Origin of the sequence: Klebsiella sp. CN_Kp106, assembly GCF_040064575.1 — a bacterium.
In the GTDB taxonomy this organism is placed as follows: domain Bacteria; phylum Pseudomonadota; class Gammaproteobacteria; order Enterobacterales; family Enterobacteriaceae; genus Klebsiella; species Klebsiella michiganensis.
Genome location: NZ_JBEAIG010000069.1, coordinates 183,158 through 196,014, shown reverse-complemented (window position 1 = coordinate 196,014; position 12,857 = coordinate 183,158). Strand labels below are relative to the sequence as shown.

Here is a 12,857-nt window from a genome sequence, read left to right as displayed (position 1 = left end):
AAGTATGTAAGATCCTCAGCGTGGCGGTCAGTGACATCCTCTGAAAGACAGGATATGTTGGCGTATCGCCCCATTACATTAGCCATTGAGGATGCTATGAGCCAGCCCGCGATTACCCTGTGGTCCGACGCCGATTTTTTCTCGCCATATGTGATGTCCGTATACGTTGCCCTGCAGGAAAAGAGCCTGCCTTTTACCCTGAAAACCATCAACCTCGACAGCGGCGAGCATTTGCAAAGCGGCTGGAAAGGCTACAGCGCGACGCGTCGCGTACCGCTGCTGGAGATCGGGGAGTTTTTCCTGAGCGAATCCTCCGCGATTACCGAATATCTGGATGAGCGCTTTGCGCCCCCGGAATGGGAGCGGCTTTACCCGCATGACCTGCAAAAGCGCGCGCGGGCGCGTCAGGTGCAGGCCTGGCTGCGTAGCGATTTAATGCCGATTCGCGAAGAGCGCTCCACGGACGTGGTCTTTGCCGCAGCAAAGAAACCTCCGCTCAGCGAAGCCGGGAAAAAAAGCGCCGACAAGCTGTTTGAAACGGCTGGCGTTCTGCTGTCCCATGGCGGGCAGAATCTATTTGGCGAATGGTCCATTGCCGATACCGACCTGGCACTGATGCTCAATCGCCTGGTCCTGAACGGCGATGAGGTTCCCGCCGCGCTGGTGGATTACGCCACCTTCCAGTGGCAGCGGGCGTCGGTTCAGCGCTACGTCGCACTCTCAGCCAAACGCGCGGGCTGATAAGCGCCAGCGGTTCCGTTATCATAGCGGGATCGTAATGCGTGGAGATGAAATGTATGAAGCTGATGTTTGCCTCGGATATCCACGGCTCTCTGCCTGCCGCTGAACGCGTGCTTGCGCTGTTCGCGCGCAGTGGGGCGCAGTGGCTGGTTATCCTCGGCGATGTGCTCAATCACGGGCCGCGTAACGCCCTTCCCGAAGGCTATGCGCCGGCCCAGGTCGCGGAGGCGCTAAATAGCGTGGCGGAGCGGGTGATTGCCGTACGCGGCAACTGCGACAGCGAAGTCGATCAAATGCTGCTGCGGTTCCCCATTACCGCCCCCTGGCAGCAGGTTTTGAGCGCGCGAACCCGTCTGTTTCTGACCCACGGGCATCTGTATAGCCCCGAAAATTTGCCTCCTCTCGCCGCTGGCGATGTGCTGGCTTATGGCCATACTCATATTCCGGTTGCCGAGAAACGCGGCGAGATTTTTCTCTTCAATCCCGGCTCGGTCAGCATCCCTAAAGGGGGATTTACCGCCAGCTACGGTCTTCTGAACGAGGGGCAATTGCAGGTTTTAGCACTCGATGATAATCAGGTTATTGCAGAGGTCGCAATTTACCCGTAATTTACCCCTCAACCGTATAGACGCGCCGCAAGAGCGCTTTAAAAAGTAAGGTTTCCTGATGGCGGAACAGAATCATTTGGCAAGCACAGAATGGGTCGATATTGTTAATGAAAACAATGAGGTGATAGCACAGTCCAGCCGCGAACAAATGCGTGCGGAGTGCCTGCGTCATCGAGCGACCTACATTGTTGTTCATGATGGGATGGGCAAAATCCTGGTGCAGCGTCGTACCGAAACAAAAGATTTCCAGCCGGGTATGCTGGACGCCACCGCCGGCGGCGTGGTGCAGGCTGACGAGCAAATGCTGGAATCCGCGCGCCGTGAGGCGGAAGAAGAGCTCGGTATTGCCGGCGTGCCTTTTGCTGACCACGGGCAGTTCTACTACGAAGATAAACACTGCCGCGTCTGGGGCGGCCTGTTTAGCTGCGTATCGCACGGCCCGTTCGCGCTGCAGGAAGAAGAAGTGAGCGAAGTGTGCTGGCTGACGCCGGAAGAGATCACCGCCCGCTGCGATGAGTTCACTCCGGACTCATTAAAAGCGCTGGCGCTGTGGATGACCCGCAATGCGAATAATGAGTCAGCAAAAAGCGAAAAGCAGGAAGAGGCTGAGTAGTTTTCTAACAGCTGTCCCTCATGCATAAACTGGACGCGATGGGCTTTCTGTCGCTCCAGTTTCCCTCAGTAAGACGCTCCAGAAGGGCGCGCCCGGCTTCTATACCAATCTTATGGTGCGGTACCGCCATGGTCGTTAACGGCGGCTGGCAGACCCGGCTCACGTCGCTGTCGCCAAAACCGACGACGGCTAAATCATCCGGTACCTTTATGCGCCGACGCTGACATTCATACAGCGCTCCGCATGCCAGCTCATCGGAAACGCAAACCAGCGCATCCAGCTCCGGCCATGCCAGCAAAAACTCCGGCAGCTGTGAAGCGCCGGTGGAAAAGTTGGCGGGCAGCGCGGCGTTAATTACCCGGTTAGGCGACATATGATGGCGCAGCATGGCTTTATACCACCCCTGCAAATGCTGCTGAAAAATCCACTGTTCCTGATTGGCGCACAGCAGACCGATATTCTGATAGCCGCGGTGGATAAGCATCTCGGTCAGCTCGAACATCGCCGCTACGTTATCAATGCCAATATTCATGTCGATCGGATCGGCGCGCATTGCGCCCATCTCCACCACCGGAATCGAGGCGTTCTTCAGCCAGTGGCGTACGGTATCGCTGTGTTCAACGCTAAGCAGAATGGCGGCGGCGATGTTAGAGGCCAGCAGCGTTTCCAGCAGCTTTTCTTCCTGCTCCAGACGGTGCAGCGATTCTGCCAGCATGATTTGATACCCTGCCGGCTGTAATACCTGCTGAAGCCCGGCAAACATCGCCGAACAGCCCGCCTCTGCAAGATTTGGCACCACCATCGCGATGGTTCTTGAGGAGGCAGACGCCAGCGCGCTGGCGGCGAGATTAGGCATGTACCCTAGCTCTTGCACCGCCGCTTCGATTTTTTCACGTAGCTTATCGGAAACCTGTTCCGGCGTGCGAAGGGCGCGGGACACGGTCATGGTTCCCACACCAGCCAGCTGAGCAACATCGGCGATCGTGACTTTACCGGTACTACGCCGTTTTCGGGTTAGAGACATACATATTCCTGCTAAACAGACGTTTTTATTATCATCCATTACTTCACGTGTCAGGGAGTATACGCCTTAAACGGGCCTTTTTGCTGCGTTTTGATGGGATGATTACGAATTGATAGCGCTATCACAAATCTGAATGTTCAGCATTGGTAGCGCTATCTTTGTGATCGTTCTCGCAGATAACTATTGGCTGCTTGCATAAAGTTTGCCCATCTTTTGCTAAAAGAGGCGGGACAAAATGCTCAAGACTTGGCTCTCTGATGCCACCATCGCGCTGCGGCAAAGCGTAGAGACCTGGCCACAGGCGCTGGACATCTGCGCCCGGCCGCTGCTGAAGGCCGACGTTATCGAACCTGCCTACGTGACGGCCATCGTGGAGCAGCACCAGCGGCTCGGGCCGTACTACGTGCTGGCCCCGGGACTGGCGATGCCGCATGCGCGGCCTGAGGAGGGCGCGAAGGGCCTGGGGCTGTCGCTGTTGAAACTGCAACAAGGGGTATCGTTTGGCTCTGAGGAGTTCGACCCGGTTGATATTATCATTATGCTTGCGGCGCCGGATAAACATAGCCATATCGAAATGATTTCTGCCCTGGCGGAATTATTTTCCAGCGATGAAGATATGAATAAATTACATCAGGCAACCAATATTGAGGAGATAAAAACGATCATCGCGCGCTACTGATTCAATTTTATTATCCGGCTTATAACCCATTACGCGCCTGCGTGATGTGGACGTACTCTACCCAAAAAAGGTGATAACAATGAAAATTATGGCAATTTGCGGCTCTGGCCTGGGCAGTAGTTTTATGGTTGAGATGAATATAAAAAAAGTGCTTAAAAAACTCGATATCGAGGCCGAGGTAGAGCACTCCGATCTGTCGTCGGCAACGCCGGGCGCGGCGGATTTATTCGTGATGGCAAAAGACATTGCCGCCAGCGCCAGCGTGCCGGAAAGCCAGCTGGTGGTGATTACCAACATCATCGATATTAACGAACTCGAAGCGCAGCTGCGCGCGTGGTTCGCCAGACAATAATTATTGATAGCGAGGTGGATATGTTTATCCTTGAAACGCTGAATTTTGTTGTTGATATTCTAAAAGTACCCTCGGTGCTGGTCGGTTTAATTGCGTTAATTGGTCTGGTAGCGCAAAAGAAATCTTTCTCCGATGTCGTCAAGGGAACCATTAAAACAATTCTGGGTTTTATTGTTCTTGGCGGCGGCGCGACGGTATTAGTCGGTTCGCTGAATCCGCTGGGGGGCATGTTTGAACATGCTTTTAATATTCAGGGCATTATTCCTAATAATGAGGCGATTGTTTCTATTGCACTGGAAAAATACGGTGCTTCAACCGCGCTGATTATGGCGTTCGGGATGGTAGCGAATATTGTGGTCGCCCGGTTTACGCGTCTGAAGTATATCTTCCTGACCGGTCACCACACTTTCTATATGGCCTGTATGATCGGCGTGATTCTTACCGTGGCGGGTTTCGAAGGCGTCGGGCTGGTCTTTACCGGCTCCCTGATCCTCGGGCTGGTGATGGCGTTCTTCCCGGCGCTGGCCCAGCGCTATATGAAACGTATTACCGGCACGGATGATATCGCTTTCGGCCATTTCGGCACCCTGGGCTATGTGCTGTCGGGTTGGATCGGTAGCGTCTGCGGTAAAGGATCGCGTTCAACTGAAGAGATGAACCTGCCGAAAAACCTGAGCTTCCTGCGCGACAGCTCCATCTCCATTTCGCTGACCATGATGATCATTTATCTGATTATGGCGGTGAGCGCGGGGCGCGAGTACGTGGAAAGCACCTTTAGCGGAGGCCAGAACTATCTGGTTTACGCCATCATTATGGCGATTACCTTCGCCGCCGGGGTGTTCATCATCCTGCAAGGGGTACGTCTGATCCTCGCGGAAATCGTGCCGGCCTTTACCGGATTTTCAGAAAAGCTGGTGCCCAACGCCCGTCCGGCGCTGGACTGCCCGGTCGTTTACCCCTACGCGCCCAACGCGGTGCTGATTGGCTTCCTGTTTAGTTTCCTCGGCGGTCTGGTCGGGCTGTTCCTCTGCGGGCAGTTTAAATGGGTGCTGATCCTGCCCGGCGTGGTGCCGCATTTCTTTACCGGCGCGACCGCAGGCGTCTTTGGCAACGCCACCGGCGGGCGGCGCGGGGCGATGATTGGCGCGTTTGCCAACGGCCTGCTGATCACCTTCCTGCCGGTGCTGCTGCTGCCGGTACTGGGGGCGATTGGCTTTGCCAACACCACTTTCTCGGATGCGGATTTCGGCGCCGTGGGTATCGTGCTGGGTAACCTGGCCCGCTACCTGTCGCCGTTTGCGATTACCGGCCTAGTTGTGGCGTTGTTTGTGCTGCTGGTGGCGTACAACGTTTTTGTGAAAAAGAAACCTGTGGGCGGCGGCGCGCAGGAGAACAGCGGAGCGAAATCATGAATGTGCAAGAAGTGACTAACCTGGCGCGGGACATTCGCGTCGCTACCCTGAAATCGCTGACGGACCTCGGTTTCGGCCACTACGGCGGCAGTATGTCGGTCGTGGAGACGCTGGCGGTACTGTACGGCGCGGTGATGAAAATTGATCCCGCGGACCCGGACTGGCCAGAGCGCGACTACTTTGTGTTATCAAAAGGTCATGCCGGCCCCGCGCTGTACAGTACGTTAGCGATTAAGGGGTATTTCCCGATGGAGGAGCTGAGCACGCTAAATCAGAACGGTACGCGGCTGCCAAGCCATCCGGATCGGCTGAAAACGCGTGGGGTGGACGCCACTACGGGCTCGCTGGGGCAGGGGATTTCCATCGCCGGCGGCATGGCGCTGTCGCATAAGCTGGCGGGGCGGGCGAATCGCGTGTTCTGTATCGTTGGCGACGGCGAGCTGAATGAAGGCCAGTGCTGGGAGGCCTTTCAGTTTATTGCCCATCACCGTTTGAATAATCTGACCGTGTTTGTTGACTGGAACAAGCTACAGCTTGACGGCAGGCTGGATGAAATCATTCGCGCTTTCAACCTGGAGGATAAATTCCGCGCCTTTGGTTTTGATGTTGTCACCGTCAAAGGCGATGACATCCCCGGGCTGCTGGCCACGGTTCAACCCGTACCTCCCGTCGATGCGCGCCCGCGCGTGGTTATTCTCGATAGCGTGAAAGGCCAGGGCGTGCCGTATCTCGAGAATCTCAGTAATAACCACCATTTACGCCTGACGGCGGAGATGAAAGAGACGCTAAACGAGACGATTCGCCAACTGGAGGCTGAACATGATTAAGGTTGCACCCGCAGGGCAAAAAGATGCCGTAGAGATGCGTAAAATCTATGCCGGATTCGTCGCGCAGCAAATTGAAGCCAGGAGCCCGATTATTGCGCTGGAAGCGGATCTGATGAGCTCCATGGCGATGGATGGCGTCGCGCGGGAGCATCCGCAGCACGTCATCAACTGCGGCATTATGGAAGCCAACGTGATCGGCACCGCCGCCGGGCTATCGTTGACCGGACGCAAGCCGTTTGTCCATACCTTTACCGCTTTCGCCAGCCGCCGCTGCTTCGACCAGCTATTTATGTCGCTCGATTATCAACGGAATAACGTCAAGGTGATCGCCTCTGACGCCGGGGTGACCGCCTGCCATAACGGTGGAACCCATATGTCGTTTGAAGATATGGGGATTGTGCGCGGTCTGGCCCATTCGGTGGTGCTGGAAGTGACCGATGCGGTGATGTTTGAGGATATTCTGCGCCAGCTTATCGATCTCGACGGTTTTTACTGGGTACGCACGATCCGCAAACAGGCGCCGAGCGTGTACGCGCCGGGCTCAACGTTTACCATCGGCAAAGGGAATGTGCTGCGCGAAGGCGACGACATTACCCTGATTGCCAACGGGATCATGGTGGCGGAAGCCCTTGAGGCGGCGCGTCAGCTTGAGCAGGAAGGGGTCAGCGCGGCGGTGATTGATATGTTTACCCTGAAGCCCATCGACCGCATGCTGGTGAAAAATTATGCCGAGAAAACCGGGCGTATCGTGACCTGTGAAAACCACAGTATTCATAACGGACTGGGATCGGCGGTGGCGGAAGTGCTGGTGGAGACCTGCCCGGTTCCGATGCGTCGCGTGGGGGTGAAGGAGCGCTATGGCCAGGTGGGAACGCAGGATTTCTTGCAGAAGGAGTATGGCCTGACGGCGCATGATATTGTCTCGGCGGCGCGAGAGCTGCTGTAAATAAAAAGGCGACCATCCGGTCGCCTTTTTTCATGCAGCGGGCAGATTATGCTTGCTGCTGGGACGACTGAATCGCGGTCAGGGCGATGGTATAGACGATATCGTCAACCAGCGCGCCACGGGACAGGTCGTTCACCGGCTTACGCATCCCCTGCAGCATCGGCCCGATGGAGATCAGGTCGGCAGAACGCTGTACGGCTTTGTAAGTGGTGTTACCGGTGTTCAGATCCGGGAAGATGAACACGGTCGCGCGGCCGGCAACCGGGGAGTTCGGCGCTTTGGATTTCGCAACGTCAGCCATGACCGCCGCATCGTACTGCAGCGGGCCGTCGATCATCAGGTCAGGACGTTTTTCCTGCGCCAGACGCGTGGCTTCGCGTACTTTCTCTACATCGCTGCCGGCGCCAGAGGTGCCGGTGGAGTAGGAGAGCATGGCCACGCGCGGTTCGATGCCGAAGGCAATTGCGGAGTCTGCGGACTGGATGGCGATTTCAGCCAGCTGTTCAGCGGTCGGATCCGGGTTGATCGCGCAGTCGCCGTAAACGTAAACCTGTTCCGGCAGCAGCATGAAGAATACGGAGGAGACCAGGGAGCTGCCCGGCGCCGTTTTGATCAGCTGCAGCGGCGGACGGATGGTGTTGGCGGTGGTGTGAACCGCGCCGGATACCAGACCGTCAACTTCGTCCTGTTCCAGCATCAGCGTGCCGAGAACCACGTTGTCTTCCAGCTGCTCGCGGGCAACCGCTTCGGTCATACCCTTGCTCTTACGCAGCTCGACCAGGCGAGCAACGTAGCTTTCGCGAACCACTTCCGGGTCAACGATTTCAATACCGGCGCCCAGCTCTACGCCCTGAGAGGCGGCCACGCGGGTGATTTCATCCGGGTTACCCAGCAGTACGCAGGTGGCGATACCGCGCTCGGCGCAGATAGCCGCGGCTTTAACGGTACGCGGCTCGTTGCCTTCCGGCAGCACGACGCGCTTGCCTGCTTTACGCGCCAGCTCGGTAAGCTGATAGCGGAAGGCTGGCGGAGAGAGGCGACGGCTGCGCTCGGAAGTTGCGGTCAGCGATTCAATCCAGTCGGCGTTGATATAGTTAGCCACGTATTCCTGAACTTTCTCGATGCGCTCGTGATCGTCAACCGGAACTTCCAGGTTGAAGCTCTGCAGGCTCAGAGAGGTTTGCCAGGTGTTGGTGTTAACCATGAATACCGGCAGGCCGGTTGCAAACGCGCGTTCGCACAGTTTGCTGATGCGGGCGTCCATTTCGTAGCCGCCGGTCAGCAGGATAGCGCCGATTTCCACGCCGTTCATCGCGGCCAGGCAGGCGGCGACCAGAACGTCAGGACGGTCTGCGGAAGTGACCAGCAGGGAGCCTGCGCGGAAGTGTTCCAGCATGTGCGGAATGCTACGCGCACAGAAGGTGACGGACTTCACGCGACGGGTATTGATGTCGCCTTCGTTGATGATGGTGGCGTTCAGGTGATGCGCCATATCAATCGCGCGGGTGGCGATCAGATCGAAGCTCCACGGCACCGCGCCCAGAACCGGTAATGGGCTACCGCTCTGCAGCTGAGCCGGATCGATCTTCACGACTTTTGCTTTGGAAGAGTCGTCGAAGATTTCCGACAGGTCAGGGCGAGTACGGCCCTGTTCGTCAACTGGCGCATTCAGCTTGTTGACGATCACGCCGGTGACGCTGGTGTTTTTCGCGCCGCCGAAGCTGCTGCGAGTCAGCTCAATGCGCTCTTTCAGCTGTTCCGGAGTATCGGTACCCTGGGACATCACAAAAACGATTTCAGCGTTCAGCGTTTTCGCGATTTCGTAGTTCAGAGACTGGGCAAACTGATGTTTGCGGGTCGGGACCAGACCTTCAACCAGCACCACTTCCGCATCCTGAGCGTTGGCGTGGTAGTTGGCGATGATCTCTTCCATCAGCACGTCTTTCTGGTTGCTGGAGAGCAGCGACTCAACGTGGCTCATCTTCAGCGGTTCTGCGGCCGGAAGGTCGGAGTTCGCGCGAATAATAGTGGTAGTCTGGTCTGGCGCATCGCCACCGGCACGCGGTTGAGCGATAGGTTTAAAGACGCTCAGACGAACGCCTTTACGTTCCATAGCACGGATAACACCGAGGCTGACGCTGGTCAGGCCTACGCTGGTTCCGGTAGGGATCAGCATGATTGTACGGGACACGATATATCCTCTTTCGTTACCGCCAGTATCAGGCGGGATACAAAACTGCACCACCAGCTTCCCGTCATACTTCAAGTTGCATGTGCGTTGGCTTTACTCGCTCACCCCAGTTACGTACTACTCGTACGCTCCTGGGGATTCTCTGCGTCGCCGCCTTCCTGCAACTCGAATTATTTAGGGTTATGGCTGGCGGTGTGGAATCAGGCGGTCAGACGGTTGGCGTCTTGCGCGATGACCAGCTCTTCGTTGGTCGGAATGACGATAGCCGGGCGAGTGCCTTCTTTGTTGATGAAGCCAGACTTGCCGAAACGGGCAGCCAGGTTGCGCTCGTGATCAACTTCAAAGCCCAGTACGCCCAGTTTGCCCAGAGACAGTTCGCGAACCATCGCGGCGTTCTCACCGATACCACCGGTGAATACGACGGCGTCCAGACGACCGTCCATCAGCGCGGTGTAGGAGCCGATATATTTCGCCAGGCGGTGGCAGTAAACGTCCATGGCACGTTTAGCGTCAGCTTTTTCCTGGTAGTTGTCTTCAACGTAGCGGCAGTCGCTGGTCACTTCGGTCAGACCGAGCAGACCGGACTCTTTGGTCAGCATTTTGTTGATGGCGTCTACGCTCATGCCCAGGGCATCGTGCAGATGGAAAATGATTGCCGGGTCGATATCGCCAGAACGCGTACCCATAACCAGACCTTCCAGCGGAGTCAGCCCCATGGAAGTGTCAACGCATTTACCGTTGCGGATAGCGGAAACGGAACCACCGTTGCCCAGATGGCAGGTGATGATGTTCAGTTCTTCAACCGGTTTGTTCAGAACTTTCGCGGCTTCCTGAGTCACATAGAAGTGGCTGGTGCCGTGCGCGCCGTAGCGACGTACGCCGTGTTCTTTGTACAGGCTGTACGGCAGGGCATAGAGGTAAGATTCTTCCGGCATGGTCTGATGGAACGCGGTGTCGAACACGGCAACGTTCTTGTCTTTCAGATTAGGGAAAGATTTCAGCGCCTCAGCGATACCGATCAGGTGCGCCGGGTTGTGCAGCGGAGCGAAAGAGGCGGAGTCTTTGATTCCCTGAATCACGGAGTCATCGATAACGACGGAGCTGGTGTATTTTTCACCACCGTGAACGATGCGGTGGCCGATTGCGGTCAGCTGAGCAGACAGTTCTGGTTTTTGTGCCAGAATAGTGTTAACGATAAAGTTCAGCGCTTCACTGTGAGCAGCGCCAGCGCCTAATTCGGCTTCTTGCTTGCTGCCGTCCATTTTCCATTTGATACGGGCTTCAGGAAGATGGAAACATTCTGCTAAACCAGACAGGTATTCGTCGCCGTTGACGGCATCAAGGATAGCGAATTTCAGAGAGGAGCTACCGCAGTTCAGAACCAGTACTAACTTACTCGACATGGAAGTACCTTTTATGATACGTGGCTAAAAAAACGTCAGTGTGTCACAAAGCGTAGCGCAGGATGACATCGACATTTATGATTAACATCATGCCTTGTACTGTTTTCGGGCACGATGAGAGAAGTACATTTGATTTTATGTCATTTTGCATAATTTTCAGCCGGTGGCAGAATATGCGATAATTTGACTAACCTGGTAAAAGGGTCTAACCGCCCCTCAGGTGCGCACAGAATACCTGATTGAGGCCGCCATTGCCAAAATCTTTTGAACGTTGTCATGCACAGTTGGTGTTTTGCACAAATTTTTTAAGTTTTATATGTAAAGTTGAGGTAAGCCATGTCCGGTCCCGAGAATCGCCCTGTGAGTTTTTTTGGCTTGTTTCGCCACGGGCAGCACTATGCAAAGACCTGGCCCCTGGATAAGCGCCTTGCCCCGGTGTTTATTGAAAACCGTATTATTCGCGCCACGCGCTATGCGATTCGCATCATGCCGCCGGTGGCGATTTTCACGCTGTGCTGGCAAATCGCCCTCGGCGGCCAGCTGGGCCCTGCCGTGGCTACCGCGCTGTTCGCGCTGAGTCTGCCGATGCAAGGCTTATGGTGGCTGGGTAAGCGTTCGGTAACGCCGCTGCCGCCGTCGATACTGAACTGGTTTTATGAAGTACGGGGTAAACTGCAGGAGGCGGGACAAGCGCTGACGCCGGTTGACGGCAAGCCGGATTATCAGGCTTTAGCTGACACGCTTAAGCGCGCCTTCAAACAACTGGATAAAACTTTCCTTGATGATTTGTAATTGCATCGGGAAAACGCATATAAAAGAAGGCGCATGAATTATGCGCCTTCTTTTTTCACGTCGTAAAAGTGCCACAGGAGTCAAAAATGGAAATGACCAATGCGCAGCGTCTGATTCTGTCGAATCAATACAAAATGATGACGATGCTCGATCCGGACAACGCTGAACGTTACCGCCGCCTGCAGACCATCATTGAGCGTGGATACGGGCTGCAGATGCGCGAGCTGGACCGCGAGTTTGGCCAGCTTACCGAGGAAACGTGTCGTACCATCATTGATATCATGGAGATGTATCACGCGCTGCATGTCTCCTGGACGAACCTGAAGGATGCCAGCGGAATTGACGAGCGTCGGGTCACCTTCCTCGGCTTCGACGTGGCGACCGAAGCCCGCTATCTCGGCTATGTTCGCTTTATGGTTAACGTTGAAGGGCGCTACAGCCACTTTGACGCCGGCACTCACGGTTTTAACTCCCAGACCCCGATGTGGGAAAAATACCAGCGCATGCTGAGCACCTGGCACTCCTGCCCGCGTCAGTACCATTTAAGCAGTAACGAAATTAACCAAATTATCAACGCCTGATGGAGGTTCCCGTGCAGTGTAAAGGTTTCCTGTTTGATCTTGACGGGACATTGGTCGATTCGTTGCCGGTAGTGGAGCGTTCGTGGTGCAAATGGGCGGATCGGTTCAGTATCCCTCATGATGAAGTGCTGAACTTCATTCATGGCAAACAGGCGATAACCTCGTTGCGTCATTTTCTCCCCGGCCGCAGCGAAGAGGAGATTCAGGCAGAGTTCACCCTGCTGGAAACGGTAGAAGCAACGGATACGGATGGCGTAACGGCGCTGCCGGGCGCGGTGGCGTTGCTCAGGACGCTCGATCGCGCGGGGATTCCGTGGGCGATCGTGACGTCGGGTTCGATACCCGTCGCCCACGCTCGTCATCGTGCCGCGGGGCTGCCTGAGGCGAAGGTTTTTGTTACCGCCGAGCGCGTAAAGCACGGGAAACCCGCACCGGACGCCTACCTGCTGGGGGCTGAACTGTTGGGGCTGGCGCCGGGGGATTGCGCCGTCGTGGAGGATGCGCCTGCCGGTCTGCTCGCCGGGCTGAATGCCGGCTGTCGCACCATCGCGGTCAATGTGCCCGCCGATGCGCCGCGTCTTGATGAAGCGGATTTAGTATTAACGACGCTGGAGAGCCTGCAGGTTGAACGCCTGCCTGACGGCAACGTGAATATTATCCTTAAAGATTAATCTCATGATTTAGCCCC

The 12,857-nt window shown here is 55.9% G+C and carries 14 protein-coding genes; 11 read left to right on the top strand and 3 right to left on the bottom strand.

Annotated features, from left to right (window positions below; all coding sequences use genetic code 11):
* The first annotated feature begins 96 nt into the window (after positions 1-96).
* Genes yfcF through yfcD form a run of 3 tightly spaced genes read left to right on the top strand, consistent with a single transcriptional unit; the run spans position 97 to position 1,962 of the window.
* Positions 97-741 carry a glutathione transferase gene (yfcF, locus tag ABLU96_RS24350; RefSeq protein WP_064404418.1) on the top strand — a complete coding sequence of 215 codons (645 nt, stop codon included), beginning with the start codon at positions 97-99 and terminating at the stop codon, positions 739-741.
* Between the two features lie 56 nt (positions 742-797).
* Positions 798-1,349 carry a phosphodiesterase gene (yfcE, locus tag ABLU96_RS24345; RefSeq protein ID WP_014230262.1) on the top strand — a complete coding sequence of 184 codons (552 nt, stop codon included), beginning with the start codon at positions 798-800 and terminating at the stop codon, positions 1,347-1,349.
* Between the two features lie 58 nt (positions 1,350-1,407).
* Entirely contained in the window at positions 1,408-1,962 is a 555-nt protein-coding gene (gene yfcD / locus ABLU96_RS24340; RefSeq protein ID WP_004852867.1) for an NUDIX hydrolase YfcD, read from the top strand.
* Positions 1,963-1,966: 4 nt separating this feature from the next.
* Here the strand turns inward: yfcD and ABLU96_RS24335 are convergent, their stop codons facing one another.
* Positions 1,967-2,986 (bottom strand): LacI family DNA-binding transcriptional regulator, encoded by a 1,020-nt coding sequence (locus tag ABLU96_RS24335; protein WP_004852866.1) that lies wholly within the window; start codon positions 2,984-2,986, stop codon positions 1,967-1,969.
* Between the two features lie 235 nt (positions 2,987-3,221).
* Between ABLU96_RS24335 and ABLU96_RS24330 the strand changes: the two genes are divergently transcribed.
* From ABLU96_RS24330 to ABLU96_RS24310, 5 genes are all read left to right on the top strand, one after another.
* The gene (locus tag ABLU96_RS24330; RefSeq protein ID WP_032750745.1) at positions 3,222-3,665 is read left to right on the top strand and encodes a PTS sugar transporter subunit IIA; all 444 of its coding nucleotides are present in this window, start codon (positions 3,222-3,224) and stop codon (positions 3,663-3,665) included.
* 79 nt (positions 3,666-3,744) lie between these two features.
* Positions 3,745-4,017: a PTS sugar transporter subunit IIB gene (locus ABLU96_RS24325; protein WP_004870916.1), complete on the top strand. Its 273-nt coding sequence runs from the start codon at positions 3,745-3,747 to the stop codon at positions 4,015-4,017.
* Positions 4,018-4,037: 20 nt separating this feature from the next.
* The gene (locus ABLU96_RS24320) at positions 4,038-5,429 is read left to right on the top strand and encodes a PTS ascorbate transporter subunit IIC (protein ID WP_004852862.1); all 1,392 of its coding nucleotides are present in this window, start codon (positions 4,038-4,040) and stop codon (positions 5,427-5,429) included.
* Complete coding sequence (locus ABLU96_RS24315) at positions 5,426-6,256, top strand: transketolase (protein WP_064404420.1); 831 nt, start codon at positions 5,426-5,428, stop codon at positions 6,254-6,256. Before ABLU96_RS24320 ends, ABLU96_RS24315 begins: the two co-directional genes overlap by 4 nt.
* Positions 6,249-7,202, top strand: coding sequence for a transketolase family protein (locus ABLU96_RS24310; RefSeq protein WP_064404422.1), 954 nt, complete (start codon positions 6,249-6,251; stop codon positions 7,200-7,202). The genes ABLU96_RS24315 and ABLU96_RS24310 overlap by 8 nt, the downstream gene beginning before the upstream one ends.
* A gap of 46 nt (positions 7,203-7,248) precedes the next feature.
* Here the strand turns inward: ABLU96_RS24310 and pta are convergent, their stop codons facing one another.
* Positions 7,249-9,393: a phosphate acetyltransferase gene (pta, locus tag ABLU96_RS24305; RefSeq protein WP_014230257.1), complete on the bottom strand. Its 2,145-nt coding sequence runs from the start codon at positions 9,391-9,393 to the stop codon at positions 7,249-7,251.
* 200 nt (positions 9,394-9,593) lie between these two features.
* Complete coding sequence (ackA, locus tag ABLU96_RS24300) at positions 9,594-10,796, bottom strand: acetate kinase (RefSeq protein WP_004123156.1); 1,203 nt, start codon at positions 10,794-10,796, stop codon at positions 9,594-9,596.
* A gap of 336 nt (positions 10,797-11,132) precedes the next feature.
* On the opposite strand from ackA, the gene yfbV reads away from it, so the two are divergent.
* From yfbV to ABLU96_RS24285, 3 genes are all read left to right on the top strand, one after another.
* The gene (gene yfbV, locus ABLU96_RS24295; protein WP_004104090.1) at positions 11,133-11,588 is read left to right on the top strand and encodes a terminus macrodomain insulation protein YfbV; all 456 of its coding nucleotides are present in this window, start codon (positions 11,133-11,135) and stop codon (positions 11,586-11,588) included.
* Positions 11,589-11,674: 86 nt separating this feature from the next.
* On the top strand, positions 11,675-12,169 hold the full coding sequence (locus ABLU96_RS24290; RefSeq protein WP_004123152.1) for a YfbU family protein: 495 nt from the start codon (positions 11,675-11,677) through the stop codon (positions 12,167-12,169).
* A gap of 11 nt (positions 12,170-12,180) precedes the next feature.
* Positions 12,181-12,840 carry a sugar phosphatase gene (locus ABLU96_RS24285; RefSeq protein ID WP_009654668.1) on the top strand — a complete coding sequence of 220 codons (660 nt, stop codon included), beginning with the start codon at positions 12,181-12,183 and terminating at the stop codon, positions 12,838-12,840.
* Positions 12,841-12,857: the final 17 nt, after the last annotated feature.